The sequence below is a fragment of the Mitsuaria chitosanitabida ATCC BAA-476 = NBRC 102408 genome (assembly GCF_001598255.1).
Lineage (GTDB): Bacteria > Pseudomonadota > Gammaproteobacteria > Burkholderiales > Burkholderiaceae_C > Roseateles > Roseateles chitosanitabidus.
Genome location: NZ_BCYP01000016.1, coordinates 1 through 26,469, shown reverse-complemented (window position 1 = coordinate 26,469; position 26,469 = coordinate 1). Strand labels below are relative to the sequence as shown.

Below are 26,469 nucleotides of genomic sequence, written 5' to 3'. Positions count from 1 at the left end.
CCTTCGCCCCGTGCGCGAGCCCCGCGCCTCCCTGGATCTGACGATGTCCCTGGACTGGAACGCCTTCACCCCTTGGCCGGCCCTGGTCGGCGGCGCGCTGATCGGCCTGGCGGCCGTCAGCTTCGCCCTCTTCAACGGCCGCATCGCCGGCATCAGCGGCGTGCTCGGCGGCCTGCTGCGCGCCGCGGGCGGCGACCGTGCCTGGCGCGTGGCCTTCGTGCTGGGTCTGGTGCTCTCGCCCTGGGTCTACGGGCGGGTCGCGCCGCCGGCCGCGCCGCGCATCGAGGCGTCCTGGGGGCTGTTGATCGCCGCCGGCCTGCTGGTCGGCGTCGGCACGCGCCTCGGCTCGGGTTGCACCAGCGGCCACGGTGTCTGCGGCCTGTCGCGCTTCTCGGTGCGCTCGCTGGTGGCGACGCTGTGCTTCATGGGCGCCGGCTTCGCGACGGTCTTCGTTGCGCGCCATCTGGTCGGAGCGTGATCGCCATGCAAATCCTGATGTCGCTGCTCGCGGGCCTGGTCTTCGGGATCGGCCTGATCGTTTCCGGCATGGCCGATCCGGCCAAGGTGCTGGGCTTCCTGGACCTGGCCGGCGCGTGGGATCCCTCGCTGGCCTTCGTGATGGCCGGCGCGATCGCTGTCGGCGTGATCGGCTTCGCGGTGGCGAAGCGGCGCCGCCAGTCGCTGCTCGGGCTGCCCATGCAACTTCCAGGCGCCGGCCCGGTCGACCGCAAGCTGGTCCTGGGCGGGCTGATGTTCGGCATCGGGTGGGGTCTGGCGGGCTTCTGCCCAGGACCGGCCCTGGTCGCGCTGGGCATGGGCAGCGCGAAGGCCATCGTCTTCGTGATCGCGATGCTGGCCGGGATGGCGCTGCACGCGATGTTCCAGAAGAAGTAGCCGCCTGACCCCGATAGCGCCTCGACGGCCGGCGTCCAGCCATCGACGGAAGCGGGACCGAGGCGCGCGCCCCGATCCCGCGTGTTCCGCCTCAGGCGGCGGTCATCGGCGGCGCCGCGTCGTGTCGACGCGCGACACCGCCAGGTCGCACTGCAGCGGCTGGCGCAGCTCGTGGGCCGCGCCGCCGAACAGGAAGACCAGCGCGAACAGCAGCCGCCGGATCGTCACACCAGCTCCAGCGTGACGTCGATGTTGCCACGCGTCATCTTCGAGTAGGGGCAGGTCTCGTGGGCGCGCTGGATCAGCGCATGACCGGTGTCGCGGGGCAGGCCGGGCAGGGCCACCTTGAGCGTCGCGGCCAGGAAGTACCCGTCGGCCTCCGAGCGGCGCAGGCTGACCTCGGCGTCCACGTGCGTGTCGGCCGGCAGCTTCATCCCGAGCGCCTGGCCGGCCAGGCCCATCGCGCCCATGAAGCAGGCCGACCAGCCGACCGCGAACAGCTGTTCCGGGTTGGTGCCCGGGCGGCTGGATCCCGGCGGGCTCAACTGGACGTCGAGCTGGCCGTCGCCCGACTGGCCGCGGCCGTCACGGCCGCCAGTCGTGCGGGTCTGGGCGGTGTACAGGGTCTGGACCGCGGTGTGGTGGGAAGGGGTGGTGGACGTCGAGGACATGGGGTGGCTCCAGTGATGCAGCGCCATCGGCTGCGTGAACCGTATTTCAGAGCGCCGATGTATCCCCGATGTTTGACCGCGCCCGCCGTTTTGAAGCCCGGCGTGTCGGCGCGGGCGCCGGACACAGAGGCATACAAAGCGGCCTTGCCCCGGGGCCGTGACGTCCGCCGTGCACCGGAATGCGGCACTCGATCCGCCATTCGCGCGCGCCCCGGCGCCTCGTCGGGTTGGTCGGCTAGTTGCGAAGCATTCGCATCTAGAATGCGCCACGGGACGCCGCCGTGGCGCGGCGTGCCGACGACTTTCTCCCCGCGACCGCCACAGCGCATTCAGCCGCCCAGCCCGACCGCCCATGTCCGCCGACCTCACCCTGCAGCGCCACGTCGGCAGCCTGTACCGCGAGCATCACGGCTGGCTGCAATCGTGGCTGCGCCAGCGCCTGGGGTGCGCGAACGAGGCGGCCGACCTGGCCCACGACACCTTCGAGCGCCTGCTCGCCCGGCGCGAGACCGCGACCTGGGCCGAGCCCAAGGCCTATCTGGCGACGATCGCGCGCGGGCTGGTGATCGATCTCTACCGCCGGCGCGATGTCGAGCGCGCCTTCCTGGACGCGCTGGCCACCATTCCCGAACACCACCATCCCTCGCCGGAGCGCCGCGCCGAGTTGCTGCAGACGCTGCAGGCCGTGGACGCGATGCTGGACGGCCTGCCGGCCGCGGTGCGCGAGGCCTTCCTGCTGTCGCAACTGGAGGGCCAAAGCTATCGCGAGATCGCCGAACGCCTGCGGGTGACCGAGCGCACCGTCGCCAACTACATGGCGCGGGCGATGGGGCATTGCCTCGCGCTGGTCGCTTGAGGACGGATCAGGTGCCGGCCGCGATGTGCATGACGGGCGGGGCCTTCCTGGCCGGTTTGGGCAAGAGGACGCTGTGTCGATGACGACCGCGGAACTCGATCCGCGCGCGAAGCGCGAGGCCATCGACTGGTTCGTGCGGCTGTCCTCGGGCAGCGCCACCGACCGCGAGCGCGCCGACTGGCAGGCCTGGCGGGCCGCCGATCCCGCGCACGAGCAGGCGTGGTCGCGCATCGACGGGGTCAGTCGCGCGATCGGGGATCTGTCGGCGGGGCCGCCGGGCGAGGTGCCGGGCGCGCTGGCCGCGTCGACCCTGCGCCGCGCCGCGCCCCGACGACGCACCGTCCTGCGATCGCTCGCGGGCCTCGGCGGCACGGTGTCGCTGGGCTACGGCTTGTACGCGGGCGGACGCGCGATGGGCTGGGATCCTCTGCGCGACGAGCTCGGGGGCTGGAGCGCCGGGCTGCTGGCGGACCTGCGCACCGGCGTCGGCGAGCAGCGACGCGTCGAGCTGCCCGATGGCTCGGTGCTGACGCTCAATACCGCGAGCGCCGTCGACGTCCGCTTCGACACGGCCATGCGAGCGATCCGGCTCCATGAGGGCGAGGTCCATGTCGAGACGGCGCACGCGCGTGGGGCCGCGGGCGCCCACGATCCGCGACCGCTGGTCGTGGCGACGCGGCTGGCGCGGGTGAGGGCGCTCGGCACCAGCTTCCTGGTGCGGGCCGAGGAGGACCGGGTGAGCGTCGCCGTGCTGTCCGGCGCGGTGGAGGCGCGCACCCGGGGCGGCATGCTCGAACGCATCGACGCCCATGAGCAGGTCGCCATCGGCGCGCTCGGTCTGGAACCGGTGCGGCCGCTGGCGGCGGCGGCCGACGCCTGGGTCGAGGGCAGCCTGATCGTCGACAACGCCCGGCTGGACGAGGTGATCGCCGAGCTGTCGCGCTACCGGCGTGGCCGGCTGCGCTGCGACCCGGCCGTGGCCGGGTTGCGCGTGTCCGGCGCCTTCCCGGTGCGGGACGTCGACCAGGCGCTCACGGCGCTGAGCGCCGCGCTGCCGGTGCGCGTCGATCGCTGGGGCGGCTTCTGGACCACCGTCAAGGCGCGTTCCGGCTGAGCCAAGTCCCGATCCCCACCGCCACGGCCGGACCGACCCCGATCTCCATCGTTCCTCGAACCGTTCCTGCAGCCGAGGCATCGGCCGATGCCTGTGGCCGATCCCGCCACTGTTTTTCTCACGGGGCCTTTCATGTTTTCGCGGCTCGTCCGGCCTTCTTTCCAGCAGCCGAAAGCCAAGCCGATCAACGCCCCGCGCGCCGACCCCCTCATGGACCTCCCGTCCGATCGGCCGCCCAAGGAATCTCCATGACGCCGACGTCGTCCTCCCTGCCGTCTTCCCTGCCGTTCCCGTTTGACTCCGCCGCCCGCCTGACTCCGGTCGGCCTGGCCGTGCTGCTGCTCGCCGGCGCCGCGATGGCGCCGGAGGTCCGTGCCCAAGGCGCGGCCGCGCCGACCGCCGCCGCGCCCTCGGCCACCGCCCAGCGCGACTACCGCATCGCCGCCGGCCCGCTGTCGGTCGCGCTGGCGCGCTTCGCCGCCGCCTCGGGCGTCGCGCTGTCCTTCGATCCCGCGCTCACGCGCGACCTCGGCACCGGCGGCCTGCAAGGCGCCCACACGGTCGCGAGCGGATTCGCCGCGCTGCTCTCGGGCTCCGGCCTGGTCGCCGTGGCCAGCGCCGACGGCGTCTACACGCTGCGCCGGCAGGGGAGCACCGCGTCGACCGCGGCCGCCGGCTCGACGCCCGCGCGCGAGGCCGACATCACGTTGCCGCCGGTGCGCGTGGTCGCCCGCGCCGCGCCGGCGCCGGAAGAGGCCGATCGCCGCTACCAGCCCACGCCCGACGCGTCGACGCTGCGCACGACGGCCTCCATGCTGGACATCCCGCAGGTGGTGAACGTGGTCTCCGCCCAGGTCATCCGCGACCAGCGCCCGCGCAACCTCGACGACGCGCTCTACAACGTCAGCGGCATCACGCAGGGCAATACGCTCGCGAGCACGCAGGACACCATCATGAAGCGCGGCTTCGGCGGCAATCGCGACGGCTCGGTGATGCACAACGGCATGCCGCTGGTGCAGGGCCGGGGCATGAACGCCGCCGCCGAGAGCGTGGAAGTGCTCAAGGGCCCGTCCTCGCTGCTCTACGGGATCATGGATCCGGGCGGCGTCATCAACATCGTCAGCAAGAAGCCGCGCCTGACCGCCCGCACCACGGTGTCCGTCCTGGGCTCCGGCTACGCCGGCGGCAAGACCGGCATCGGCGAGACGCTGGACACCACCGGCCGCATCGGCGCCGCCGATCCCGCCGACGCGGGGACAGGTCTTGCCTATCGCTTGGTCGTCGACCAGATCAACGAGGACTACTGGCGCAACTTCGGCACCCATCGCGAGACCCTGGTCGCGCCCTCGGTCGCCTGGTACGGCCGCGACACCCAGGCGGTCCTCTGGGTCGAGTACCGCAACTACCTGACGCCCTTCGACCGCGGCACCGCGCTCGATCCGGCGACCAAGCAGCCGCTGCCGGTCCCCAAGACCCAGCGCCTGGACGAGCCCTTCAACCAGATGGACGGCCAGTCCTGGCTGGGCCAGCTGTCGGTGGACCATCAGCTGGGCGGTGGTTGGGCGGCGCACGTGAACGCCAGCGTCAACCGCGAGACCTATGACGCCAACCAGCTGCGCGTGAACGGCGTCAACACCAGGACCGGCACGCTGACCCGCAGCAACGACGGCACCTGGGGCGCGCTGAGCACCGACAACTACGCGACGGCCTATGTCGACGGCAAGGTCCGCACCGGCGCGCTGACGCATGAGCTGCAGTTCGGCGCGGACGCCGAGTACCGGCTGATCTATCGCCGCGATCTGTTGCGCCAGGCGGTGAAGACCACCTTCAGCTACCTGAACCCGGTCTACGGGACGGAGCTGCCGTCGCAGACGATCTCGGCCAGCGACAGCGACCAGACCGACAAGCTGCACAACCAGTCGGTGTTCTTCCAGGACGCGCTGCGGCTGGACGATCACTGGACCCTGGTCGGCGGCCTGCGCTACCAGCACTGGACGCAGGAGGCGGGCCGCGGCCGGCCGTTCAAGGCGAACACCGACACCCGCGGCGACAAGTGGCTGCCGCGCGTGGGCCTGGTCTATGCGGTGAACGACGTGTTCTCGGTCTACGGGAGCTACTCGACCTCGCTGAAGCCGCAATCGACGATCGCGCCGCTGGCCTCGGGCATGGTGATCGACGCCTCGGTCCATCCCGAGCAGGGCAAGTCGGTCGAGGTCGGCGCCAAGCTGGACCTGCCGGGCCGCGTGACCGGCACGGTCGCGCTCTTCGACATCAAGAAGCGCAACGTGCTGGTCTCGCAGTACAACGACGCGACGAAGCAGACGGACTGGCGCACGGCCGGCGCGGCGCGCTCGCGCGGGCTGGAGTTCGACCTCGCCGGACAGATCGCGCGCGGCTGGGAGGGCATCGCGGCCTTCGCCTATGTCGACGCCAAGACCACCGAGGACCCGCTCTACGCCGGCCTGCGGCTGTGGAACGTGGCGCGCCAGACCGCCTCGCTGTCGGTGGTGCATGACTTCGGCCAGGTGGGCCCGGGCAAGCTGCGCATCGGCGGCGGCGGACGCTACATCGGCAAGCGGCCGGGGGACTCGGCCAACAGCTTCGAGCTGCCCGCCTACAGCGTGGCCGACGCGTTCGCGACCTACGAGACGCGGGCCGTCGGCCGGCCGCTGAAGCTGCAGCTCAACGTCAAGAACCTGTTCGACCGCAACTACTACACGTCCAGCGTCAACACCTACAACGTGTCGATGGGCGACGCCCGTCAGGTGTCGCTGATGGCGACCATGGACTTCTGAGATGAGGCGGCGAGGTCTGTTCCGAATCGTGGCCGGCGTGCTGGGCGCCGGCTGCCTGTCGATGGCGGCCCCGGCCGGGGCCGCGAGCCCCATCCGGGGCGATGGCCAGGCTGGGGAAGTCGCCCGCGAGGCAAGGGCCGGCGCCGGGAGCTCGTCCGCGGCCACGGGCGCAGGTCCGGAGCTGGTGCTGGTGATCCAGCGCGGTGGACCGAATCAGTCGGTCGACGACGCCGTCGCGGCGCACCTGCGCGAACGCGGCTTCACGGTGCGTGTCGAGGACCAGCGGGTCGATCCCGCGACAGCACGGTCGGCGGCGCTGGTGGTGATCTCGTCGACGGTGTCGAGCAAGGATCTGAACCCGGCGTGGCGTCAGCTGCCGGTGCCGCTGCTGACCTGGGAGAACGACTTCCTGGACGACCTCGCGATGACGGGCAAGAAGCATGACGTGGACTTCGGCGCCGAGGTCAAGGAGCGCTTCCTGTGGATCGTCAACGCGCCGCATCCGATGGCGGGCGGCCTGCCGGCGGGGATCGCGAACGTCTACGTGAAGCAGGCGGGCATCGGCTGGGGCCGACCGGGCCCCGGCGCGAGCGTGATCGCGACGGTCTACGGCGAGCCGTCCAAGGCGGCGGTCTTCGGCTACGAGCGGGGCGCGACCATGGACTACGAATCGCTCGCGCCCGCGCGACGGGTGATGGTCTTCCTCGACAACGAGACCTTCACCAACCTCTCGCCGGCCGGCCGGACGCTGTTCGATGCGGCGATCGAGTGGGCGGCGGGTCAGAGATGACATGAAGGCGAGGACACCGCGATGACCGCGAAACGATTCTGGACACAAGCCCATTGGCTGATCGGCATCACGGCCGGCAGCCTGCTGCTGTTGATCGGCCTGAGCGGCGCGGTGCTGTCCTTCCGCGAGGAACTGCTCGACGCGCTGAACCCCGGCGGTCGCCAGGTCGCGCCACGCGCCCATTCCCCGCTGACCCCGGACGGTCTGCTGGATGCGCTCGCGACGGCCCATCCCCATGAGAAGCCCACCACGCTCGCCCTCTATGCCGAACCCGGCCGCGCGGCCCGCGTGATCCTCGCCGCCAAGGCGGGCGAGCGCCGGGGCGAGACCCTCTACCTCGACCCCTACACCGGTGCCACGCTCCCCGAGCTCCGCGGCGCCGACTTCTTCGAGACCACTGAAGCGCTGCACCGCTGGCTGCTGCTGCCGCGAGAACCTGGTCGCGTGGTCGCCGGCACGCTGGCCATCGGCCTGATGCTGCTGGCCCTGACGGGCCTCTACCTGCGCTGGCCGCGCCAGCTGACGGACTGGCGCCAGTGGTGGCATGTCGACCCCAAGCTGGAAGGCCGCGCGATGTGGCGCCGGCTGCATCTGGTCGTCGGCACCGCCTGCCTGCCGCTGTACCTGGTGCTGACCGCCACCGGCATCTACTGGTCTTTCGACGCGGTGCGCGATCCGGTGAGCGCCTGGCTCGGCAAGCCCCGCGCGCCGCGCGTGGCGATGGCCGGCGCCAAGGACGCCAAGGACGGAAGGGACGCGAAGCCGAAGCACGCGAGGAAGTCCGACGCGGGCGCCGCGGCCGGCGAGGGTGCCGGCAAGTCAGGCAACGGCGAGGCGGATGGCGCGCCCGCCACCGAATCGTCCCCTTCGCCTCGCCTGGATGCCGCGTGGCGGACCTTCGAGAGCGTCGCGCGCATCGACGGGTCGGGCCGGGCGCTCGCGACCGCCGGTTGGACCGAAGCCAGCGTGCGCGTGCCCGCGACCCCCAAGGCCGCGGTCGTCGTCACCTGGCTGGACTCCGACGCGCCGCATGAACGCGCCCGCAACAAGACCACGCTGAAGCAGGACGGGGCGCTCACGCAGGACGAGCGATTCGCCGAAAAACCTTTGGGCGGCCGCGCGCTGGCGGCCATCTATCCGCTGCACATGGGGACCTATTTCGGTCTGCCGGGGCGCGTCGTGATGATGATCGCGGCGCTGATGCTGCCGGCGTTCACCATCACCGGCTGGTGGCTCTACCTGGGTCGCCGCAAGCTCGCGCGCCAGACCGCGCTCAAGCGCCGTCAGCGCGAGGCGTCGCTGTCCTCGGCCTCGGCGTCCGCCTGAGACCGCGCGGCCATCGGCCGCCGCCAGGCGCTCGCGCCGTGCGTGGCGAGCAGCGGGTGCTCGACATCGCCGCTGAACGCGACGACCTTGGTGAGCGCATCGGCCCACAGGCATCGCGGCGCCGCGACGGTCACTTGCCAATCGCCGAGGTGGCTGGTGGTCATCGCGCCATCGCTCAGCAGCGCGAAGGGCTCGGCGCCGCCGGTGGCCTCGTCGCGCCGATGGACGGGCAGCGCGAGCTCCCCATGGACACGGAGATCGCCCCCCGCGTTCACCCAGCAGGACGCGACGCCGGCCGCGATCATCGCCTCGATCGCCATATCCACCGCGTGGCCCTTGCCGATGCCGCCGAGGTCCAGCCGGACGCCCTCGGCGAGCTTGCGCAGCGTGATGCCGTCGAGCGCCCAATCGTGGACGCCCGTGCCGATGCTGATGTCGAAGCGTCCGTCGGTCGCCTCGCGCAGCGAGGCCGCCGCCGCGAGCACGCATCGCGCGTCCTCGCCGATGGCCAGCGAGGCGCCGGCGGGCAAGGCGTTGAATCGGCCGATGTCGCTGTCGGCGCGGAAGCGCGACAACGCCGCCTCGACCTCGCGGATCCGGTCGAAGGCCGCGTCGGCCTTGGCGTCGAGCGCGAACGGGACCCCGACCTCGACCAGCGTGCCCAGCAGCGGCTGCGCGCGGCGCGACCAGGCGGGCGGGCTCACGTCGGCAGCGCCTCCGCGCGCCGCATCAGGGTGACCATCGCGACGATGCGCCGGATGGCCTCGGTCACATGGGTGCAGCTGAGCGTCGCGCCGCTGATGTTGGCGATGTCGTCGCCGATCCGCATCGGCGCCGCGGCCGTCTTTCCGACGAACTGCTTCCGCCACGACGGCAGGCGGATCTCGTGCCCGTAGCTTTCCCGGTAGGCGAGGATCTCGACCGCCTTGACCGTGCCGTCGGGCGTCAGCGCCACGGCGAAGTCGATGGCCTCGGCCTTGCCGATGGTGCGATCGACGACGACATAGCCGAGCAGCGCGCCGCCATGCCGGGCGACGCGCACGGTCCATTCGCGGCTCGAGCCGCGCGCGTTTTGCGCGTCCAGTTGCCTGAGCACCGCCGCGTCCGGCGTCACCGCGCGCGCGTCGAAGGCGTCCGCGTCGGGGAACATCCGCCGCGCGGCGACGTCCGCGGTCTGGTACTCGACCGCGAAGGCCACCGTCGGCAGCGAGACGGCCGCCGCCGCGGCCGAGGCGACCAGGACGACCCGCATCAGAAGTTCCAGCCCAGGCCCAGGTTGACGCGGTTCTGGTCGGTGGCCTCGCGGAAGCGCTGGTAGTCGGCCTTCAGCACCACGTTGGGCGTGAGCTGGAAGTTGGCGCCGAAGGTCCAGACCTGCTCGTTGCGCGTGGCGTCCGGGGTCAGGCCTTGACCGAGGTCGGCGTAGGCCTTGGCGGTGTTGAACTGTTCCCAGCGCACGAAGGGCGCCAGCGCGTAGTCGCCGGAGGTCCAGAGCTTGTAGGCCGCCTGGACGTAGAAGCCGTCGAAGACCCGCGGGATCAGGGTCGGGTTGCCGATCAGCGTCGCGTTCAGCGCGGCGGTGTTGGAGATCGTGCCGCGCGTGTAGACGGTCGACAGATCCCAGGCGCCCGGCGTCCAGCGCGCATGCAGGTCCCACAGCGTGACGCGGCCCTTGACGGCGGTCTGGCCTTGGCCGGCCTGGCCGCTGAAGACGGACGCGCCGACCAGCAGGCCCGGCACGCCGCGCCAGTTGACCGCGCCGAACAGCGCGAGGTCGCCGGCCTTGGCCTGCGCCATTTCCTGATGGATCGAGCCCAGCGGCGAATCGCGGCCCTCGGTCGACGCGGCGTCCCACTTGCCCAGGTTGAAGCCGGTCGAGAGGCCGGCCTGCACCGTCACGCCGTTCTCGAAGGCGCCCACGACCTGGATGCCGCCCTCGCGCCAGGTGCTGGGGATGATCGCCGTCTCGACGAAGTTGCGCTCGACGCCGTAGAAGGAGGTCGGCTCATGGTGCTCGTTCAGCAGGCCGGCCGGGATCAGGAACAGACCGGCGCGCGCGGACCAGGTCTCGTTGAACTGGTGCTCGATGTAGGCCTGCTCGACCTCCACCTCGCCGGGGTCGCTGGCGGAGGAGACGGCATGCTCGACCTCGAGCTCCGTCACCACCTTGGTCTTCTCGTCGAAGCGGTGCTCGTAGCCGAGCACGAAGCGGCGGATGTCGGCCTGCGCGTCCTGCTTGCGGTGGGTCGGGCGGTTGAGGTTGATCTCGCCGTAGCTGGTCAGGATGGTGTTGGGGCCCAGCAGGCCGCCGCGCTCGGCGGGGACCGGCGCCGCGGCGACCACGGGGGCCGCGGCCTGGGCCGTCGACGTCGTCGCGGCGGTGCCGCCCGCCGGCGCCGGCGCGCCGGCCGTCGTCTGGCGCTGTTGCTGCAGGGCGCTCAGCTGCGCCTTGACCTCGGCCAGCTCGGCGGCGAGGCGGTCCAGCTTGCGGGCCAGTTCAACCTCGGTGGCGGTCTGCGCGGCGGCGCAGCCGGAGGCCAGGGCCAGGCCGGCGCTGAGCAGCGCGGTGGCCAGCAGGGAACGGGAAGGATGCGAGGCGCGGTCGTTGCGGATCATGGCGGCGGACTCTCTTGGAAGGTCTTGAAATCGGGGCGGAAGCTCCACGGGCGACGGGGCGCCGATGGAGGCGAACAGCCGGACACGCGCGACGGGCGCGGCGCCTCCGGCGCGGGTGTCATCGGCGGTAGCCGTCGTCGAGCGTCTTGAGGAAGGTGATGACGTCGTCGATCTCGGTGTCGCTCAGCGCGGGGGCGTCGCCGGGGCGGCGGTTGTAGGGCACCTCGGTCACGTTGACGTTGCCGTGCCATTGCGCGGGCAGGTCGTCGAACTTGTTGACCGAGCCATCCGGGTTGCGCGAGTACCACTTCTCCGGATTCGTGTCGCGCTGGACGTAGAAGGTGATCGCGTCCTTGAGCGTGCCGAAGCGGCCGTTGTGGAAGAAGGCCTGGCGCTGGGCCACGTTGCGCAGCGAGGGCACCTTGAACGCGCCGCACAGGTCGGTGCGGGTCGCCAGGTCGGCGCGCTGGCACAGACCCAGGTCGAAGTAGGCGGCGTCGGCGTTGCGCGCGATCGCCGGATTGCGCGGCACGCCCAGGTTGTCGTAGGTGAAGTCGGTGAACAGCGGGAAGCTGCCGTCCGCGCCCTTGGCCGACGGATGGCAGCCGATGCAGTTCCCCTTGAGCGGGTTGTTGAACAGCGCGAGCCCGCGCTTCTCGGCGTCGCTCAGCTGGACGTTGCCGCGCAGGAACTCGTCGTACTTGCTGCTGAAGGCACGGAAGGCTGTGTCCTCGCGCTGGTACTGCTGCAGCGCCAGCTGGATGCGGGCCATCGCGTCGTCGGGGCGGCTCAGGATGTCGGCGCCGAAGACGGCCTGGAACTCGGCCACGTAGGAGGCCTTGGCGAGCTTGGCCACGACGGCGGCGACGTCCGGGTTGGCCATCTCGACCGGGTTCAGGAAGGGCTCGCGCGCCTGCTCGGCCAGCGAGGCGGACCGGCCGTCCCAGAAGAAACCGCCGGTGGGCGTGCCATCCGCGGCGAAGAAGAAGGCCGTGTTGGTCGACAGGTAGTTGATGGTCGGCGCCTGGCGCTTGCCCTGCTGGTCCATCGACGGACCGCCCAGTTGGACGGCCAGTGCGTTGGCCGGCGCGTGGGCGGTGTCGGCGTTGTGGCAGCTCGCGCAGGACTGCCGACCGGAGGCGGACAGCGAGAGGTCGTTGAAGATCTTCTCGCCGACGGCGGCCTGGGCCGAGAGCGTCTGCGCCTGCGGCAGCGCGGCGTCCGACGGGGCGGTCCCGCCGCCACCGCAGGCCGCGAGCAGCGCGGCGGCGAGGGCCGCGGCCGACGCGCCGAGGCGGACTCGGCGCGCCCGCGGGCGGGAGGAGGAGGCGGGGAGGGTGTCGGGGGAGCCCGGGCAGCGCGGGAAGGGGGATTCGGGGTTCAGCTTCTGATCGGACGTCACTTCAGCAACTCGGGCTCAGCCATCAATGCGAACAATTCGCAATTGTGTTTTGCGGAGCGTGAGCTTCGGAGAAATCTGCGGGCGCTGTTGTTTGGCGCAAATTCTTCAGGTGGTCTTCAGGTCCGGCCGGCATTCGCGGGCGCCTGAGGTTTCGCGTCCGTAACCGGGGCGTTACCCGCGTGAAAGCGGCGCTGGAAATCGCGCGATTCGCGCCCCGGCGCAAGCCGAATTAAGCAAACGCTAATTCGAGAGGCGCACTTTACGTCTCAGGGCACCCCGTTGTTTGACGTGATCGTCCCGACTGGCCCCGCCGCCCACCCTGACGTTCAAGCGTCGTCGTCGCGGGACCCGCCGAGTCGAAGGAGATTCCAGATGAGCAAGACCACCCCCATCCTCGCCATGGTGGCCGCCTTCGCGGCGGCGTCGGCCCAGGCGTCCACCGATCCCGATGAACTGGCGCGCCGGGCGGAGCGCCGAGTCGCCGTCAACGAGCAACTGCGCGCCGTGCAGGTCGAGCTCTACTGCGACCATCAGGACAACGCGATCCACCTGATCCGCGACGCGCGCCGGCTGCTGCTGGCCAACCGCGACACGGAGAGCGCGCAGGACGTGCGTCAGCTCGACAAGGCGAGCTGGCAGGTCCGCCACGGCGACACCGTCGCCGCGATCGCGACGCTCGAGGCCACGCGCCGCGACGCCTGACCCGGATGTCGGGCCCTGGTGCCCAGGTCCGACTTCAATTGCAACAGCCCCGCGATGCGGGGCTGTTGTCATTGGGAAGTCCAGGCGCGCCGCGCCCGGAACACCTGCTCAGGCGTGCGCGTTCTCATGGAGGCGCGTCGTCGGTGGCGCTCCCGATGGACGGCTCGAAGCCGCCTCGACCATGAGGACCGCGTGCGCCCGCGGTTCAAGCCGGGCCAGCCAGTGCGCGAACTGAGGCGCCTCCAGGACATGGCGACCGTCGCCGCGCCAGACCATCTTCGCGTCCCTCAGGCGAGCGAATGCGGCGCGAATCACATCGGGGCAGATCACGAGCTCGGACGCATGGGGTGTCTCGGACAGCAGCGCCATCAGCTGGCTCGCCGTCTGCGCGGCGAACGGCTGGAGGCTCTTCCCCTCGACAGCCATCAACCGCAGCAGCGCTTGATCCAGTGGATCGAGCACGTGAACCTTGGACATGAACTCGCGGTGCTCCTCGGCGATGCGCGCGCGGGCGACCGCAAGCAGCATGGGGCCGTGGGCCGCTTCTTCAGGACCCGATCCCGTCGTCAGCGCCGAGGCGGCGGCCTGGCAGACGGCATGGAAGACTTCCGGCCGGCGCAGGCAGATCTCGAAGGCCTCGGAGAGGTCGGCCAAGCCTGGTCTGAAGTCGGGCCCGTGGATGGCCCGTTCCCAGGAGAGGTGATCCGCATCGCCCAGCGTCGGCAGCTCCTCCAATGGGGCGCAGAAGAAGGCCTCGTGCTTGGAGAGGACCAACTGCTCGAGCTTCTCCCGATGCGACCCCGTCATCAGGACGCGGAACATCAGGCGATCGCGGTAGTTCAGCTGGTCGCGTGCCGACTTCAGCATGAACATCACGTCCTTGCCGGCCTGCGTGGTCTGCGTGAGCTGTGCCTCGTCGACGATCAGCACGATGGTCCTGCGCGTCAGGTCGGAGAGCCGCTCCAGGGACTGGAACAGCGAGCGCGACCGCGGCCGCGAGGACCTGTCGAGCTCCAGTTCGACACCGGGCGCCTTCAGTCGCGACAAGCTCAGCCCGCGCAGCGCGGACGTGGAGGTCGAGTCGTGCCGCCTCAGCGCGTCCTCGACCAGTCCCACGATGACTTCCCCGGGGTCCTCCTGCTGGCGCTCCAGGAGGTCGGCGTAGAGCACCAGCGCGTTGTGCTCGGCCTTCAGCATCGGCACCAGGTCATGACAGACGAAGGTGCTCTTGCCGGTTCGGCGCGGGGCGGTCAGGAACATGCCCGAGGCGAAGGACCTCGACATGAGCTTGGCGGCCAGCTGGCGCGCCAGATGGGGGCGATGGAAGACGCGGTCTGCGGGCCCCTGCGGCGAACGAGGATCGGGCAAGGGCGCGCGGAAGAGACGACGCCTGATTCGACGGATGACTTGCAGCATGGAGGACCTCCAGACCGCAAATTCTTGACCGAGCCGAGTGCCTCAAAAAGAAGCAATCGCGCGCAAAGCCCGCGTCGGACCGACTTCTGATGCGCTGACGACGTCAGAGTTTGCGCAGACGCAAACTTCGTTGACGTCGGTGTGGCCGGGGCCTGCGCGGACGGGGGGGCCCGCTTGACGACGCGGGTCGTTTCACATCAGGCAGCAATCCACCGGCTGCAACGGCGGCGGGACGTCCCGGTCGCCCAGCGACTGCAGCATGTCGATCTCCAGCGTGCGGCAGATCGCGTCCAGCGGCAGGTCGTTGGGGCGCAGGCCGAAGGGCTCCTCGATCTCGTCGCCGACGGCGTCCAGCCCGAAGAAGGTGTAGGCCACGATGGCCACGACCACCGGCGTCAGCGCGCCCATCGAGTCCACCAGCCCGAAGGGCAGCAGGAAACAGTACAGATGCGCCGTGCGATGCAGCAGCAGCGTGTAGGGGAAGGGCAGCGGCGAGCTCTTGATGCGCTCGCAAGCCGCGGCCGCGGCGGTGAGGCCGGACAGCGTCGCGTCGATGGACGCGGTGAGCATCGAGTCGATGCGGCCCTGCGCTCGGCAGGTCTGCAGGTCGCGGCCCATGCGCAGCATCAGCGCGGCGGGCTGGTTGGACGTGCCGGCCACCTCGGCCGCCTCGGCGGGATCGATCCAGCGCGCGACCTCGCCGTCGGCGTCCGTCGTGCCTCGCAGCTGGTGCTTGAGCGCATGCGCGATGGCCACCATGCGGCGGACCATCCGGCGGCGCTCGTCCTCGGCGGGGATGTCGACGGCCGTCGCGCGATCCGCGTCGCCATCGGCCTTGTCGGCCTTCGCGGGCGCGTCGATCAGCGTGAGCGCCTGTCGCGCCAGGCTGCGGCCGCGCAGCAGGATGTCGCCCCAGAGCTTGCGGGCTTCCCAGTAGCGGTCGTAGCAGGCGTTGTTGCGGAAGCCCAGGAAGATCGCCAGCGGCAGGCCGATCAGCGAGAAGGGCAGCGCGGAGACCACCAGCTTGTAGTCGAACAGCCGCCCATGGCTGAGCGTGACCACGATCGCGAGCGCGACGTTGGCGGCCAGCGTCCACTTGATCTGGCCCAGGATGGATCCCCGCATCGCGAAGAAGAGACGGATGCCGGAAGGGCGGTCGCGGACGATCATGGCGGCTGGCGGTGGGGCGCGGACCCGGGAGCTTAGCCGAGGCGCCCCCGCGGGCCGTCAATTCCGCGTGTCCGTCGTGCGGGTCGCGGAGCGCCCGGGGCGCGAGCAGCTCGCGCTGGTGCAGCAGGATGGCCGGGCACAGGCCGAGGAGTTGGCCGCGGCGGAGGGCGAGCTGCAGCGGCTCAGCGTCGGGGCGTCCGATGTCGAGGCCGATGGGGCGGGCGCTTCTGTCTCCGGCATGGCTGAGGGTCTTTCGCTCGACGATTGTGGAAATGACCTAGAGGACGGCGTACGACCGCGCGCTAGCATCGCGCGCCATGCGGATCCTGCTTGTCGAAGATGAAAAGCCGCTGGCCGACTGGCTGGTCAAGGCGCTCGCCCAGAACGATTTCGTCGTGGACTGGGTCGACGACGGCCGTCTGGTGCTCGGTCAACTGGCCGCGACGCGCTATGACGCGATGATCCTGGACCTCGGCCTGCCCGGGCTGGGCGGCCATGAGGTCCTGGCCCGCCTGCGCGAGGCCGATTCGCGGGTCCCCGTCCTCATCCTCACCGCGCGCGACTCGCTGATGGAACGCGTCAGCACGCTGCACGAGGGTGCCGATGACTTCCTCGCCAAGCCCTTCGAACTGCAGGAGCTGGAAGCCCGCCTGGTGGCGCTGATCCGCCGTTCGCGAGGCCGCGACCAGCCGCGCTTCGCCTGCGGGCCGCTGGTCTACGACGCGGCGGCCAAGCAGTTCACGCTGGACCGCGAGCCGCTGGCGCTGTCGCCGCGCGAGCACGCCGTGCTGCGCACGCTGATCCAGCACAGCGGCGAGCCCCTGTCCAAGCAGGAGATCCTGGAACGCCTGTTCTCCGACGAGCAGGACGTGCGACCCGAGGCCGTCGAGGTGCTGGTGCACCGGCTGCGGCGGCGGCTGGAATCCGGCAAGGTCCGCATCACCACGCTGCGCGGCCTGGGCTACGTGCTGGAAGCGACGTGACGCCGCGCTGGCCGTGGCTGCGGCCCTCCCACTGGCATCGCCAGAGCGTGCGCCGCACGCTGCTGACGCTGGTGCTGCCGGTGATGCTGTCCACCGTGGGCATCGAGCTGGCGCTGACCTGGGGCACGGCGCTGCAGGCCGCCAACTCGGCCTACGACCGCTCGCTGCTGGGCGCCATCAAGGCCATCGACGTCAACGTGTCCACCGAGACCGGCGGCCTGTCGGTCGAGCTCCCGTACCGGATGCTCGAGTTCTTCGAGCTCACCGCCAGCGGCCAGGTCTACTTCCGCGTCAGCACCGAGGACGGGCTGGTCGAGATCGGCAACGCGGGGCTGCCCTTGCCGCCGGAGCGGCTGCAGACCGGCGTGCCGCGCTTCATTGACGCCGAGTACTTCGGCGCCCCCGTGCGCGTGGGCGCCTGGGCGCGCGAGCTCGACGCGGACAAGCCGGGCCGCCGGATGATCATCCAGGTGGCCGAGAGCACCAACTCGCGCAACGCGTTCTCGCGCGCGCTGCTGATGCAGGCGGTGTGGCGCGACCTGCTGACCGTCGCCATCGTCACGGCCACGCTGGCCCTCGTGATCGGCTGGGCGCTGCGGCCGCTGGACCGGCTGCGGCGGGACGTCGAGGCCCGTGCCGACGACGATCTCTCGCCGGTCGACGAGACGCAGGTCCCCGCCGACGCGGCGCCGCTGGTGCGCGCGATCAATCACCACCTGCAGCGGCAACGCGATCTGATCGACGGCCGGCGCCGCTTCGTCGACGACGCCTCGCATCAGCTGCGCACGCCGCTCGCGACGCTGGCCACGATGGTGGGCTACGCGCGGCGCGAGCGCGATCCGGGACGCCAGGCCGAGGCGCTGGCCGCGCTCAAGCGACAGATCGACGACACGGTGCGGCGGACCAACCAGATGTTGGCGCTGGCCCGCGCGGACACGGCGGAGTTCTCGACCGCGCCGCTGGATCTGAATGCGCTGGCGGACCGGTGCGCGAGAGAGTCGTGGCCGCTGGCCAGGGAGCAGGGCGTGGACCTGGGTCTGGAGCGGGCGGAGCGCGAGGTCATCGTGTCGGGGAACGAGGGGCAGTTGCGGGAGGCGCTGCTCAATCTGCTGCACAACGCGCTGCGCTACACGCCGTCGGGCGGGCAGGTGACGGTGCAGGTCGACGAGGACGGGCAGCACGCGATGCTGCGGGTGGTCGACGATGGGCCGGGGATTCCGGCGGACGAGCGGGCGCGCGTGGGGGAGCGGTTCTTCCGCGGGCGCAATGTGGATCTGCCGGGCTCGGGCTTGGGGCTGGCCATCGTGCGCGCGATCGCGCAGCGGCATGGCGGGGGGATGGCGGTGACGGCGGCGCAGATTCATCACGATGGGCGCGAGCGCGGGACGGCGGTGACCTTGCGAATTCCGCTCGACGCTCGACGACGCACCGGAGCCCCTCTCCCATGAAGTGGGAGAGGGGTTGGGGTGAGGGCGGTGGCACACCAGAGCCTCCCCCCTCTTCGAACAACGCTCGCTGCTTGCACCGGCCCTCACCCCCACCCCTCTCCCGCAAGCGGGCGAGGGGAAACCCGTGGAGCTGTCAATCTGAAAGGCGACTGAAAGCAGCCGCTTTCTAGAGTCCGGATCAAGCAGGTGACGAGCGACCAGCCGGCGCTCTCGGATCAACCCCGAGGACGCCCGGACGGCGATACAGATCACCGCGAGGAGACAACATGAGAACCATCCTGATCGGGCTGCTGATGCAGCTGTGCGGGGCGGCGGTGCTGGCGGCGCCGCCGCGACCGGCCGCGGCGTCCGTCGCGACGGCCACGTCCGCGCTCGCCGCGGCCGAATGCATCGCCCCGGCCAAGCCCGGCGGCGGCTTCGACCAGTCCTGCAAGCTCGCGCAGGCCGCGTTGCTCAAGGCCGGCGTCACCGCGCAGCCCATGCGCATCAGCTACATGCCCGGCGGCGTCGGCGCCATCGCCTACGACACCATCGTCACCCGCCGACCGGCCGAGGCCCAGACGCTGGTGGCCTTCTCCAGCGGCTCCCTGCTGAACCTGTCCAACGGCCGCTTCGGCAAGCACACCGTCGACGACGTGCGCTGGGTCGCCGCCGTGGGCATCGACTACGGCGTCGTGCTGGTGAACCGCAACTCGCCGTGGAAGACGCTGCCCGAGCTGCTGGCCGCGCTCAAGACGGACGCGGCGCGCATCAGCTTCGCCGCCGGCGGCACCATCGGCAGCCAGGACTGGGTCAAGGCCGCCCTGGTCACCAGCGCCGCCGGCGTCGACTACAAGGCCATGCGCTTCGTCGCCTTCGAGGGCGGCGGCGAGGCCATCGCCGCGCTCAAGGGCGGCCACGTGCAGGTCTACTCGGGCGACGTCTCGGAGATCATCGACAAGCAGCCGCTCAACGGCCCGTTCCGCGTGCTGGCGGTGTTCTCCGAGCAGCGCCTCCCCGGTCCGCTGGCCAGCGTGCCGACCGCGCGCGAGCAGGGCGTCGACATCGTCTGGCCCGCGATCCGCGGCTTCTACGTCGGCCCCAAGGTGTCCGACGCCGCCTACGCCGCGTGGACCTCGGCCTTCGACCAGATGATGGCCACGCCGGCCTTCGACGAGATCCGCGCCCGCCACGGCCTGTTCCCGCTGGCGCTGACCGGCGCCGCCCTGCGCGGCTACATCGCGGACCAGAACCGGCAGTACGCCGAGATCGCGGCCCGCTTCGGACTGCGCCGATGAGCACGAGGCGCCCGGGCATCGCCCCCACGACCGAGGCGGCCGCGCAGGCCGCCATCACCGGGCCGCCGCGCCCCGGCTGACGCCGCTCGCAGGAGCGGTCGACGGCCCGGGCGACGACCCGGCCGTCCTCCATCCCGAGATCCCGCGACATCGGACCTGTCTCACCGGACAGGGCCCGGGGCCCGCTGTCGCCCGCGTTTTCGCAAGTCCCCGTCCTCCCTGATCGACATCCCACACAAGAAACCCAGGAGACACGATGCAGAACAAGCCTTCCCCCCGCCGCGTCCAGGCCTCGCTGCTGTCGGCCGCCGGCCTGCTCGCGCTGAGCGCCGCGCCGTCGGCCTTCGCGCAGAGCAGCGTCACCGTCTACGGCATCGCCGACGTGCTGATGGAGTACCGCAACCACATGAACCCGGCCGGCGACAGCCGCCTGTCGGTGACCTCGGGCGGCATGAACACCTCGCGCTGGGGCCTGCGCGGCGCCGAGGACCTGGGCGGCGGCCTGAAGGCCGTGTTCAACCTGGAGGCCGAGGTCGGCTTCGACACCGGCGCGGCGGGCTCGTCGTACTGGGGCCGCCAGGCCAACGTGGGCCTCGAGGGAGACTTCGGCCGCGTCGTCGCCGGTCGCTCCTACACCACCACCTACGACTTCGTCCTGCCCTTCGATCCGATGGGCTACGCGCCGTTCTATTCCTGGGCGACCTCGGGCGGCCAGATCGCGACCAACGCCCGCAAGGACGGCATGGTCACGGGCATGTCCAACCTGATCAAGTACCAGGGCACCTTCGGCCCGGTGAAGCTGGGCGCGACCTACGCGCTGGGCGAGATCGCGGGCAACGACTCGGCGGGACGCTACATCGCCGTCGCCGGCGCCTACAACGCGGGTCCCTTCGCCGCCGCCCTGGTGATCGACCAGCGCAACGGCACGACGATCACCGCCGGCAAGTACGACAAGGAGAAGGCGCTGCACATCGCCGCGTCCTACGACCTCAAGCCGGTCAAGGTCTTCGTCGCGCAGCGTCGCTACAAGAAGGAGCTGGCCGCCGGCGGCGCCGACCTGAAGAGCACCATGACCTGGATCGGCGCGACCTGGTCCGCCACCGCGCAGTGGAGCATCACCCCGGCCGTGTACTTCCAGAACGTGGACAGCGGCGCGACCGGCACCAACGATCCGCGCCTCTTCGCGCTGCGCGCGAAGTACGAGCTGTCCAAGCGCACCAGCCTCTACGCCGTCGCGTCCACCGCCAAGTCCAAGAGCGGCGGCGTGGTCAGCGTCTCGCGCGACGACAACGGCTATGCCGATTCGCAGTCGAGCTTCGGCCTCGGCATCCAGCACCGCTTCTGAGCCCGACGACCGGCGCGCGCCGGTCCGCCCTCGGGTCCGCGCGCGCCTCGTCTTCCCGTCACTGTTTCCGACCGTCGCGACCGCCGCGACCTTCATTGACCAGGAGTCCCCCGATGCGATCCATCTCTCGACGCACCTGCCTCGCCGCCGCCTCCACCCTGACGGCGCTGACCGCGCTGGCCGTCGCCATGCCCGCCGCCGCGCAGGTCCCGACCGGCTACCCCGCCGGCTACCAGGCCGTCATCGACGCCGCCCGCAAGGAGGGCAAGGTCACCGTCTACACGCCGACCGACGCCGCCGCGGGCAAGCCGCTGGTCAAGGAGTTCGAGTCCCTGTTCCCCGGCGTCAAGGTCGAGTACATGGACATGAACAGCAACGAGCTGTTCAACCGCTTCATCAGCGAGACCGCCGCCGGCACCGCGAGCGCGGACGTGGTCTGGAACTCGGCCATGGACCAGTCGGTCAAGCTGGTCGCCGACGGCTATGCGCTGGCCTACGACTCGCCCGAGTCCAAGGCGCTGCCGGCCTGGGCCATCCACCAGAAGATGGCCTACGGCACGACCTTCGAGCCGCTGGGCATCGTCTACAACAAGCGCCTGATGCCCGCGGACCAGGTCCCGAAGACGCATGCCGAGTTCACCAAGCTGCTGGCCGATCCCAAGTACAACGGCAAGGCCACGACCTACGACATCGAGAAGGCGGGCGTGGGCTTCCTCTTCCTGTCGCGCGACGTGGCGATCAACGCGCCGGGCACCTGGGACATGGTCAAGGCGCTGGGCGCCTCGGGCGTGCGCCTGCAGTCCTCGAGCAGCACGATGATGGAGCGCATCTCCTCGGGCGAGCAGCTGCTGGGCTACAACATGATCACGTCCTACGCCCACGCCCGGGCGCGCAAGGACAACAACATCGGCTACGCGCTGCTGCGCGATCACACGCTGGTGATGAGCCGCGTCGCGTTCATCTCGAAGAACGCCAAGAGCCCCAATGCCGCCAAGCTCTGGCTGGACTACCTGCTCTCGAAGAAGGGCCAGACCACGCTGTCGACCGCGTCGGAGCTGTATTCCATCCGCACCGACGTCGAGGGCGAGATGACCGCCGCCGCGCTGGAGAAGGAATTGGGCGCGACGCTCAAGCCCATCGCCATCGACCAGCAGCTGCTGACCTACCTGGACCAGACCAAGCGGCTGGAGTTCATCAAGACCTGGCGCTCGCACGTGGCGCGCAAGTGATGGTCTGAGCTGAAGTTTCGAGCTGAACCAGGAGTTCCCGATGTCCCTTTCCAAGACCTTGCCGCAGCCCGCGTTGCCGGCGCCGGTCGGTCGGCGATGGCCGATCGCGCCGCACCTGACGCGCTGGCTCGTGATCGGCGTCACCGTGCTGGTGGTGCTGTTGCCGCTGGCGATGATCGCCTACCAGAGCCTGCTGTCGGCGCCGTTCTTCATGCCGAACCCGCAGGTGTCGCTCGACGCCTATCGCTTCGTCTTCGAGGACCCGGACTTCTGGTTCGCGCTCAAGAACTCGCTGCTGATCGCCAGCGGCATGGTGCTGATCGCCGTGCCGCTGGGCGCGCTGCTGGCCTTCCTGATGGTCCGCACCGACCTGCCGGGCCGGCGCTGGATCGAGCCGCTGCTGCTCACGCCGATCTTCGTGTCGGCGGTGGTGCTGGCGCTGGGCTATGTCGTGGCGGCGGGCCCCAGCGGCCTGTACACGATCTGGTGGCGCCAGGCCTTCGGGCAGGAATGGTGGGACGTCTACTCCATCGGCGGCATCGCCGTCATCGCGGGCTTGACGCATGTGCCGCACGTCTATTTGTACGCCTCGGCGGCGCTGCGCAATCTGGGCAGCGACGTGGAGGAGGCGGCCCGCATCGCCGGCGCCTCGCCGCTGCGGGTGGCGCGCGACGTCAGCCTGCCGATGGTGATGCCGTCCATCCTCTTCGCGGGCGTGCTGATCTTCTTCCTGGGCTTCGAGGTCTTCGGCCTGCCGCTGGTGCTGGGCGATCCCAACGGCTACCTCGTGCTCACCACCTACATGTACAAGCTGGCCAGCAAGCTGGGCATCCCGTCCTATCACCTGATGGCGGTGGTGGCGGTGCTGATCGTGCTGGTGACCTTCCCGCTGGTGCTGCTGCAGCGGCGCCTGCTGCGCAGCGCCAACAAGTACATCTCGATCAAGGGCAAGGGCGGCCGCCAGGTGCCGCTGCGCCTGGGTGGCTGGCGCTGGATCGCGATCGCGGTCGTGCTGCTGTGGCTGTTCCTGACGGTGCTGGTGCCGGTGTCGGGCATCGTGATGCGGTCCTTCGTCTCGCAATGGGGCGAGGGCATCTCGCTGATCGACGCCTTCACGCTGCAGCATTACCGCGACGTCTTCGACCAGGACAACCTGGTGCGCGCCATCGTCAACACGCTGGGCATCGGCGTGATCGGCGGCGCGCTGGCGGTGGCCTGCTACACCGCGATCAGCTTCGCCGGCCATCGCCGCAACGACTGGGCGACCAAGCTGATGGACTACCTCGTGCTGGTGCCGCGCGCCGTGCCGGGGCTGCTGGCGGGCCTGGCCTTCCTGTGGGTGTTCCTGTTCGTGCCGGGTCTCAAGGAGTGGCGCAACAGCATGTTCGCGATCTGGATCGCCTACACGGTGATCTGGCTGGCCTACGGTCAGCGCGTGGTGCAGAGCGCGCTGATGCAGGTCGGCCCCGACCTCGAGGAAGCCGCGCGCACGGTGGGCGCGACGGCCTCGCAGGTGAGCCGCCATGTGACCTTGCCGCTGGTGCGCTTCGGGCTGTTGTCGAGCTGGCTGCTGGTCTTCCTGATCTTCGAGCGCGAGTACTCGACCGGCGTCTACCTGCTGTCGCCGGGGACCGAGGTGATCGGCGCGCTGCTGGTTTCCATGTGGGCATCCGGCGCGACCGATCTGGTCGCCGCGCTGTCCGTCATCAACATCGTCATGGTCGGCCTGGGTCTGGCCGTGGCACTGCGTTTCGGGGTGAAGCTCCATGACTAAGCTGAGCGTCAACGACATCCACCTGGGCTACGGCAGCACGCCGGTGCTGCGGGGCGTTTCCTTCAACCTCAAGGCGGGCGAGGTGGTCTCGCTGCTGGGCGCCTCGGGCAGCGGCAAGACGACGCTGCTGCGCGCGGTGGCGGGGCTGGAGCATCCCTCGCAAGGGACCATCCTGCTGGACGGGAAGCCGCTGTTCGACGCGGCCAAGGGCGTGGACCTGCCGGCGGAGCAGCGCTCGCTGGGGCTGGTGTTCCAGTCCTATGCGCTGTGGCCGCACCGCACGGTCGCGCAGAACGTCGGCTACGGCCTGGTGCTGCGCAAGGTGCCGCAGGCCGAAGTGAAGGCGCGTGTCCAGCAGGCGTTGGAGAACCTCGGCCTGGGGCATCTGGGCGAGCGCTATCCGTTCCAGCTCTCGGGCGGTCAGCAGCAGCGCGTGGCGATCGCGCGGGCGCTGGTCTACAACCCGCCGGTGATCCTGCTGGACGAGCCGCTGTCCAACCTCGACGCCAAGCTGCGCGAGGAAGCGCGGGCCTGGCTGCGGGCGCTGATCGTGAAGCTCAACCTGTCGGCGCTGTGCGTGACGCACGACCAGACCGAGGCGATGGCGATGAGCGACCGCATCCTGCTGCTCAAGGGCGGCCGCATCGAGCAGGAGGGCACGCCGCAGGAGCTCTACGGCGCGCCGCGCACGCTGTACACGGCGGAGTTCATGGGCAGCAACAACCGCTTCGACGCGAAGGTCGACCAGGTCGGGGCGGGCACGCTGCGCCTGCAGGGGCCCGGGGGGCCGCTGCTGGCGCAGAGCCGCGATCCGCTCAAGGTCGGCGACACCGCGCAGGTGGTGGTGCGGCTGGAGCGGGTGGTCGTGGCCGACGGTCCGGGCGACAACCGCGTTCGCGCGAAGCTGGTGACGGCGATGTACCTGGGCGACCGCTGGGAGTACCTCTTCGAGGCCGGTGAACTGCGGCTGCGTGCCTTCGGGCATGTGGCGCGGGACCCGGGTCACGAGTACTGGGTCGAACTGCCGGCGGAGTCCTGCTGGGCCTACGCGGCCTGATCAGGGACGGGCCCTATTCGCCCGGAACGGGAAGGGCTTGAGGCCTCGCGCTCCGCGGGGCCTCTATGATGCGATCCCCTCGCATCTGTCGACCAGCCAGCTCGGCGCGCCACGAAGCGCGCCCTCGTCAGCCAGTGATCGCGACCGCACGTCATCCACTGGAGAGCCCATGAGCGACAAGACCTCCGCGACCCTTCGCGGCCATTCCCATCCCACCACGATTCGTCTGGCGCTGAGCGCGTTGCTGCTGGCGGCGGCCGGCGCGGCGCAGGCGCATCAGATCTGGATCGAGCAGGCCGCCGGCCAGGCGCGCGCGATCGTGCGCTTCGGCGAGTTCGGCGACAACCTGCGCGAGACCTCGCCGGGTCTGCTGGACAAGTTCGGCCAGGTCAAGGCCATCCTGCTGAACGGCAAGGGCGACACCGTCGTCGAGGCGACCAAGGGCAAGGACGGCTACGCGCTGCCGTTCCGCGCCGAAGGCGGCGACTCGATCGTGGCCGAGGACGCGGCCTATCCGCTCTACAGCGCCAAGCAGGGCGAGAAGCAGCTGACCCACTGGTACCGCCCGGCGGCGCGCCTGGTGACCGACCATGCCGCGCTGGCGCCGAAGTTGCTGCTGGACCTGGTGCCCACCGGCGAGGCCGGCAAGTTCAAGGTCTTCTTCCGCGGCCAGCCGCTGCCCAAGGCCAAGGTGTCGCTGGTGACGCAGTCGGGCTGGGCCAAGGAGCAGCACGCCGACGAGCAGGGCCTGGTCAGCTTCGATCTGCCGTGGAAGGGCCAGTACGTGGCGGAGGTCGCGCACGACGATCGCACGCCCGGCGAGCGCTCGGGCGCCAAGGGCGTGGAGAAGTACGACGGCGTCCACTACGTGACGTCCTTGACCGTGCTGACCCGCGCAGGCGCGGACCCGATCCCCGCGGGGCCGGCCGCGGCGCCCAACAGGTGACGTGGGGGCAGGGGCCGCGCCCGCCGTCGAGGGGCGCGGCCGCCGCCGGCTTCACGGCACCTGGACGGCGCCCGCATGGCGCCGCGACGAACATTCCCCCTTGAGTCGGGTGGTGCCGGGCAAGACCTGGCCCTAGAGTCCGGGACTTCTCAAAGTCCTTGGACGGGCGTGCGCACCTTCGGGCAGCCGACCTACGGGATGACGACGGCCAACACCGTGCATCAGGTGCCGGACGGGGCGTCGCTGCTGCTGAGCATGGCCCGCTACGCGCAAGGGACCGAGGCGCCGTACCACGGGGCGATCCAGCCGGACGAGACGGTGGCGACGTCGGCGCACCAGGAACTGGCCGTCCGCGCGGCGGCGCAGTGGGCAGCGTCCCAGGCGCCCGCGTGCCGAGTCAAAGAGCAGATGGGATCGGCGGGCTGAGGGGCCACCACCCCGAAGACCCTCACCCCGGCCCTCTCCCGCAAGCGGGCGAGGGGGAAGAACGCTCGCTGGCTGCAACTACCCTCACCCCCACCCCTCTCCCACGCCGTGGGCGAGGGGCTGCGTTGCGCTCAGCGTGATCGTTGGGGCCATGTCTTGCTAGCCTGCTGACCTACCGCAGCCACGCAGCCATGCAGCCACGCAGCCACGCAGCCACGCAGCCACGCAGCCA

Annotated in this window: 25 protein-coding genes; 17 read left to right on the top strand and 8 right to left on the bottom strand. The window is 70.7% G+C overall.

The window, feature by feature from the left end; genetic code table 11:
* Positions 1-43: 43 nt before the first annotated feature.
* Positions 44-478: a YeeE/YedE family protein gene (locus MCHT01_RS09480; RefSeq protein ID WP_067065149.1), complete on the top strand. Its 435-nt coding sequence runs from the start codon at positions 44-46 to the stop codon at positions 476-478.
* Between the two features lie 5 nt (positions 479-483).
* A complete protein-coding gene (locus MCHT01_RS09475; RefSeq protein ID WP_067064946.1) occupies positions 484-894 on the top strand; it encodes a DUF6691 family protein in 411 nt (136 codons plus the stop codon).
* Positions 895-996: 102 nt separating this feature from the next.
* On the opposite strand, the gene MCHT01_RS27710 is transcribed toward MCHT01_RS09475, so the two are convergent.
* Both MCHT01_RS27710 and MCHT01_RS09470 read right to left on the bottom strand, forming a co-directional pair.
* The gene (locus tag MCHT01_RS27710; protein ID WP_259375142.1) at positions 997-1,122 is read right to left on the bottom strand and encodes a hypothetical protein; all 126 of its coding nucleotides are present in this window, start codon (positions 1,120-1,122) and stop codon (positions 997-999) included.
* On the bottom strand, positions 1,119-1,565 hold the full coding sequence (locus MCHT01_RS09470; RefSeq protein WP_067065147.1) for an organic hydroperoxide resistance protein: 447 nt from the start codon (positions 1,563-1,565) through the stop codon (positions 1,119-1,121). Before MCHT01_RS09470 ends, MCHT01_RS27710 begins: the two co-directional genes overlap by 4 nt.
* A 352-nt stretch (positions 1,566-1,917) precedes the next feature.
* Here MCHT01_RS09470 and MCHT01_RS09465 point away from each other — a divergent pair, with 352 nt between their 5' ends.
* The 5 genes from MCHT01_RS09465 to MCHT01_RS09445 all read left to right on the top strand — a co-directional run bounded on the left by MCHT01_RS09465 (position 1,918) and on the right by MCHT01_RS09445 (position 8,446).
* The gene (locus tag MCHT01_RS09465) at positions 1,918-2,421 is read left to right on the top strand and encodes a sigma-70 family RNA polymerase sigma factor (protein WP_067064945.1); all 504 of its coding nucleotides are present in this window, start codon (positions 1,918-1,920) and stop codon (positions 2,419-2,421) included.
* A 79-nt stretch (positions 2,422-2,500) separates the two neighbouring features.
* Positions 2,501-3,535 (top strand): FecR domain-containing protein, encoded by a 1,035-nt coding sequence (locus tag MCHT01_RS09460; protein WP_067064943.1) that lies wholly within the window; start codon positions 2,501-2,503, stop codon positions 3,533-3,535.
* Between the two features lie 248 nt (positions 3,536-3,783).
* Positions 3,784-6,330, top strand: coding sequence for a TonB-dependent siderophore receptor (locus tag MCHT01_RS09455; RefSeq protein WP_174549046.1), 2,547 nt, complete (start codon positions 3,784-3,786; stop codon positions 6,328-6,330).
* Between the two features lies 1 nt (position 6,331).
* Positions 6,332-7,120 carry a hypothetical protein gene (locus tag MCHT01_RS09450; RefSeq protein ID WP_067064941.1) on the top strand — a complete coding sequence of 263 codons (789 nt, stop codon included), beginning with the start codon at positions 6,332-6,334 and terminating at the stop codon, positions 7,118-7,120.
* 21 nt (positions 7,121-7,141) lie between these two features.
* Complete coding sequence (locus MCHT01_RS09445) at positions 7,142-8,446, top strand: PepSY-associated TM helix domain-containing protein (protein WP_067064939.1); 1,305 nt, start codon at positions 7,142-7,144, stop codon at positions 8,444-8,446.
* Here MCHT01_RS09445 and MCHT01_RS09440 read toward each other — a convergent pair.
* From MCHT01_RS09440 to MCHT01_RS09425, 4 genes are all read right to left on the bottom strand, one after another.
* Positions 8,404-9,150, bottom strand: coding sequence for an FAD:protein FMN transferase (locus MCHT01_RS09440; protein WP_067064937.1), 747 nt, complete (start codon positions 9,148-9,150; stop codon positions 8,404-8,406). The two genes, MCHT01_RS09445 and MCHT01_RS09440, sit on opposite strands and share 43 nt — an antisense overlap.
* On the bottom strand, positions 9,147-9,698 hold the full coding sequence (locus MCHT01_RS09435; protein ID WP_067064936.1) for an FMN-binding protein: 552 nt from the start codon (positions 9,696-9,698) through the stop codon (positions 9,147-9,149). Before MCHT01_RS09435 ends, MCHT01_RS09440 begins: the two co-directional genes overlap by 4 nt.
* Positions 9,698-11,062, bottom strand: coding sequence for a porin (locus MCHT01_RS09430; RefSeq protein ID WP_067064934.1), 1,365 nt, complete (start codon positions 11,060-11,062; stop codon positions 9,698-9,700). The genes MCHT01_RS09435 and MCHT01_RS09430 overlap by 1 nt, the downstream gene beginning before the upstream one ends.
* Positions 11,063-11,180: 118 nt before the next feature.
* Entirely contained in the window at positions 11,181-12,464 is a 1,284-nt protein-coding gene (locus MCHT01_RS09425; protein WP_245643210.1) for a cytochrome-c peroxidase, read from the bottom strand.
* 372 nt (positions 12,465-12,836) lie between these two features.
* On the opposite strand from MCHT01_RS09425, the gene MCHT01_RS09420 reads away from it, so the two are divergent.
* Complete coding sequence (locus tag MCHT01_RS09420) at positions 12,837-13,166, top strand: hypothetical protein (protein ID WP_067064932.1); 330 nt, start codon at positions 12,837-12,839, stop codon at positions 13,164-13,166.
* A 108-nt stretch (positions 13,167-13,274) separates the two neighbouring features.
* Here the strand turns inward: MCHT01_RS09420 and MCHT01_RS09415 are convergent, their stop codons facing one another.
* A complete protein-coding gene (locus MCHT01_RS09415) occupies positions 13,275-14,450 on the bottom strand; it encodes a hypothetical protein (protein ID WP_169806111.1) in 1,176 nt (391 codons plus the stop codon).
* Positions 14,451-14,774: 324 nt separating this feature from the next.
* Complete coding sequence (locus MCHT01_RS09410; RefSeq protein ID WP_067064929.1) at positions 14,775-15,752, bottom strand: bestrophin family protein; 978 nt, start codon at positions 15,750-15,752, stop codon at positions 14,775-14,777.
* Between the two features lie 317 nt (positions 15,753-16,069).
* Here MCHT01_RS09410 and MCHT01_RS09400 point away from each other — a divergent pair, with 317 nt between their 5' ends.
* The 9 genes from MCHT01_RS09400 to MCHT01_RS09360 all read left to right on the top strand — a co-directional run bounded on the left by MCHT01_RS09400 (position 16,070) and on the right by MCHT01_RS09360 (position 26,237).
* Positions 16,070-16,735 (top strand): response regulator, encoded by a 666-nt coding sequence (locus MCHT01_RS09400; RefSeq protein ID WP_067064925.1) that lies wholly within the window; start codon positions 16,070-16,072, stop codon positions 16,733-16,735.
* Positions 16,732-18,183: a sensor histidine kinase gene (locus MCHT01_RS09395; RefSeq protein WP_245643209.1), complete on the top strand. Its 1,452-nt coding sequence runs from the start codon at positions 16,732-16,734 to the stop codon at positions 18,181-18,183. Before MCHT01_RS09400 ends, MCHT01_RS09395 begins: the two co-directional genes overlap by 4 nt.
* A 266-nt stretch (positions 18,184-18,449) precedes the next feature.
* Positions 18,450-19,460, top strand: coding sequence for a tripartite tricarboxylate transporter substrate binding protein (locus tag MCHT01_RS09390; RefSeq protein ID WP_084452279.1), 1,011 nt, complete (start codon positions 18,450-18,452; stop codon positions 19,458-19,460).
* A gap of 256 nt (positions 19,461-19,716) precedes the next feature.
* Entirely contained in the window at positions 19,717-20,805 is a 1,089-nt protein-coding gene (locus MCHT01_RS09385; protein WP_067064924.1) for a porin, read from the top strand.
* A gap of 113 nt (positions 20,806-20,918) precedes the next feature.
* Positions 20,919-22,034 carry an ABC transporter substrate-binding protein gene (locus MCHT01_RS09380; RefSeq protein WP_067064922.1) on the top strand — a complete coding sequence of 372 codons (1,116 nt, stop codon included), beginning with the start codon at positions 20,919-20,921 and terminating at the stop codon, positions 22,032-22,034.
* A gap of 40 nt (positions 22,035-22,074) precedes the next feature.
* Complete coding sequence (locus tag MCHT01_RS09375) at positions 22,075-23,808, top strand: ABC transporter permease (RefSeq protein ID WP_084452277.1); 1,734 nt, start codon at positions 22,075-22,077, stop codon at positions 23,806-23,808.
* Positions 23,801-24,865 (top strand): ABC transporter ATP-binding protein, encoded by a 1,065-nt coding sequence (locus MCHT01_RS09370; RefSeq protein ID WP_067064921.1) that lies wholly within the window; start codon positions 23,801-23,803, stop codon positions 24,863-24,865. Before MCHT01_RS09375 ends, MCHT01_RS09370 begins: the two co-directional genes overlap by 8 nt.
* 169 nt (positions 24,866-25,034) lie before the next feature.
* Complete coding sequence (locus MCHT01_RS09365; protein ID WP_148661463.1) at positions 25,035-25,811, top strand: DUF4198 domain-containing protein; 777 nt, start codon at positions 25,035-25,037, stop codon at positions 25,809-25,811.
* 198 nt (positions 25,812-26,009) lie between these two features.
* Positions 26,010-26,237: a hypothetical protein gene (locus MCHT01_RS09360; protein WP_148661462.1), complete on the top strand. Its 228-nt coding sequence runs from the start codon at positions 26,010-26,012 to the stop codon at positions 26,235-26,237.
* The last annotated feature ends 232 nt before the right edge of the window (positions 26,238-26,469 follow it).

What these genes read in the sequence shown, in the direction of transcription:
- MCHT01_RS09450 (WP_067064941.1), top strand. Translation starts at nt 6,332, where the DNA reads ATGAGGCGGCGAGGTCTGTTCCGAATCGTGGCCGGCGTGCTGGGCGCC.
- MCHT01_RS09365 (WP_148661463.1), top strand. Translation starts at nt 25,035, where the DNA reads ATGAGCGACAAGACCTCCGCGACCCTTCGCGGCCATTCCCATCCCACC.
- MCHT01_RS09430 (WP_067064934.1), bottom strand. Translation starts at nt 11,062, where the DNA reads ATGATCCGCAACGACCGCGCCTCGCATCCTTCCCGTTCCCTGCTGGCC.
- MCHT01_RS09435 (WP_067064936.1), bottom strand. Translation starts at nt 9,698, where the DNA reads ATGCGGGTCGTCCTGGTCGCCTCGGCCGCGGCGGCGGCCGTCTCGCTG.
- MCHT01_RS09375 (WP_084452277.1), top strand. Translation starts at nt 22,075, where the DNA reads ATGTCCCTTTCCAAGACCTTGCCGCAGCCCGCGTTGCCGGCGCCGGTC.
- MCHT01_RS09470 (WP_067065147.1), bottom strand. Translation starts at nt 1,565, where the DNA reads ATGTCCTCGACGTCCACCACCCCTTCCCACCACACCGCGGTCCAGACC.
- MCHT01_RS09360 (WP_148661462.1), top strand. Translation starts at nt 26,010, where the DNA reads ATGACGACGGCCAACACCGTGCATCAGGTGCCGGACGGGGCGTCGCTG.
- MCHT01_RS09475 (WP_067064946.1), top strand. Translation starts at nt 484, where the DNA reads ATGCAAATCCTGATGTCGCTGCTCGCGGGCCTGGTCTTCGGGATCGGC.
- MCHT01_RS09455 (WP_174549046.1), top strand. Translation starts at nt 3,784, where the DNA reads ATGACGCCGACGTCGTCCTCCCTGCCGTCTTCCCTGCCGTTCCCGTTT.
- MCHT01_RS09400 (WP_067064925.1), top strand. Translation starts at nt 16,070, where the DNA reads ATGCGGATCCTGCTTGTCGAAGATGAAAAGCCGCTGGCCGACTGGCTG.
- MCHT01_RS09465 (WP_067064945.1), top strand. Translation starts at nt 1,918, where the DNA reads ATGTCCGCCGACCTCACCCTGCAGCGCCACGTCGGCAGCCTGTACCGC.
- MCHT01_RS09445 (WP_067064939.1), top strand. Translation starts at nt 7,142, where the DNA reads ATGACCGCGAAACGATTCTGGACACAAGCCCATTGGCTGATCGGCATC.
- MCHT01_RS09380 (WP_067064922.1), top strand. Translation starts at nt 20,919, where the DNA reads ATGCGATCCATCTCTCGACGCACCTGCCTCGCCGCCGCCTCCACCCTG.
- MCHT01_RS09415 (WP_169806111.1), bottom strand. Translation starts at nt 14,450, where the DNA reads ATGTCGAGGTCCTTCGCCTCGGGCATGTTCCTGACCGCCCCGCGCCGA.
- MCHT01_RS09370 (WP_067064921.1), top strand. Translation starts at nt 23,801, where the DNA reads ATGACTAAGCTGAGCGTCAACGACATCCACCTGGGCTACGGCAGCACG.
- MCHT01_RS09420 (WP_067064932.1), top strand. Translation starts at nt 12,837, where the DNA reads ATGAGCAAGACCACCCCCATCCTCGCCATGGTGGCCGCCTTCGCGGCG.
- MCHT01_RS09480 (WP_067065149.1), top strand. Translation starts at nt 44, where the DNA reads ATGTCCCTGGACTGGAACGCCTTCACCCCTTGGCCGGCCCTGGTCGGC.
- MCHT01_RS09390 (WP_084452279.1), top strand. Translation starts at nt 18,450, where the DNA reads ATGAGAACCATCCTGATCGGGCTGCTGATGCAGCTGTGCGGGGCGGCG.
- MCHT01_RS09460 (WP_067064943.1), top strand. Translation starts at nt 2,501, where the DNA reads ATGACGACCGCGGAACTCGATCCGCGCGCGAAGCGCGAGGCCATCGAC.
- MCHT01_RS09385 (WP_067064924.1), top strand. Translation starts at nt 19,717, where the DNA reads ATGCAGAACAAGCCTTCCCCCCGCCGCGTCCAGGCCTCGCTGCTGTCG.
- MCHT01_RS09410 (WP_067064929.1), bottom strand. Translation starts at nt 15,752, where the DNA reads ATGATCGTCCGCGACCGCCCTTCCGGCATCCGTCTCTTCTTCGCGATG.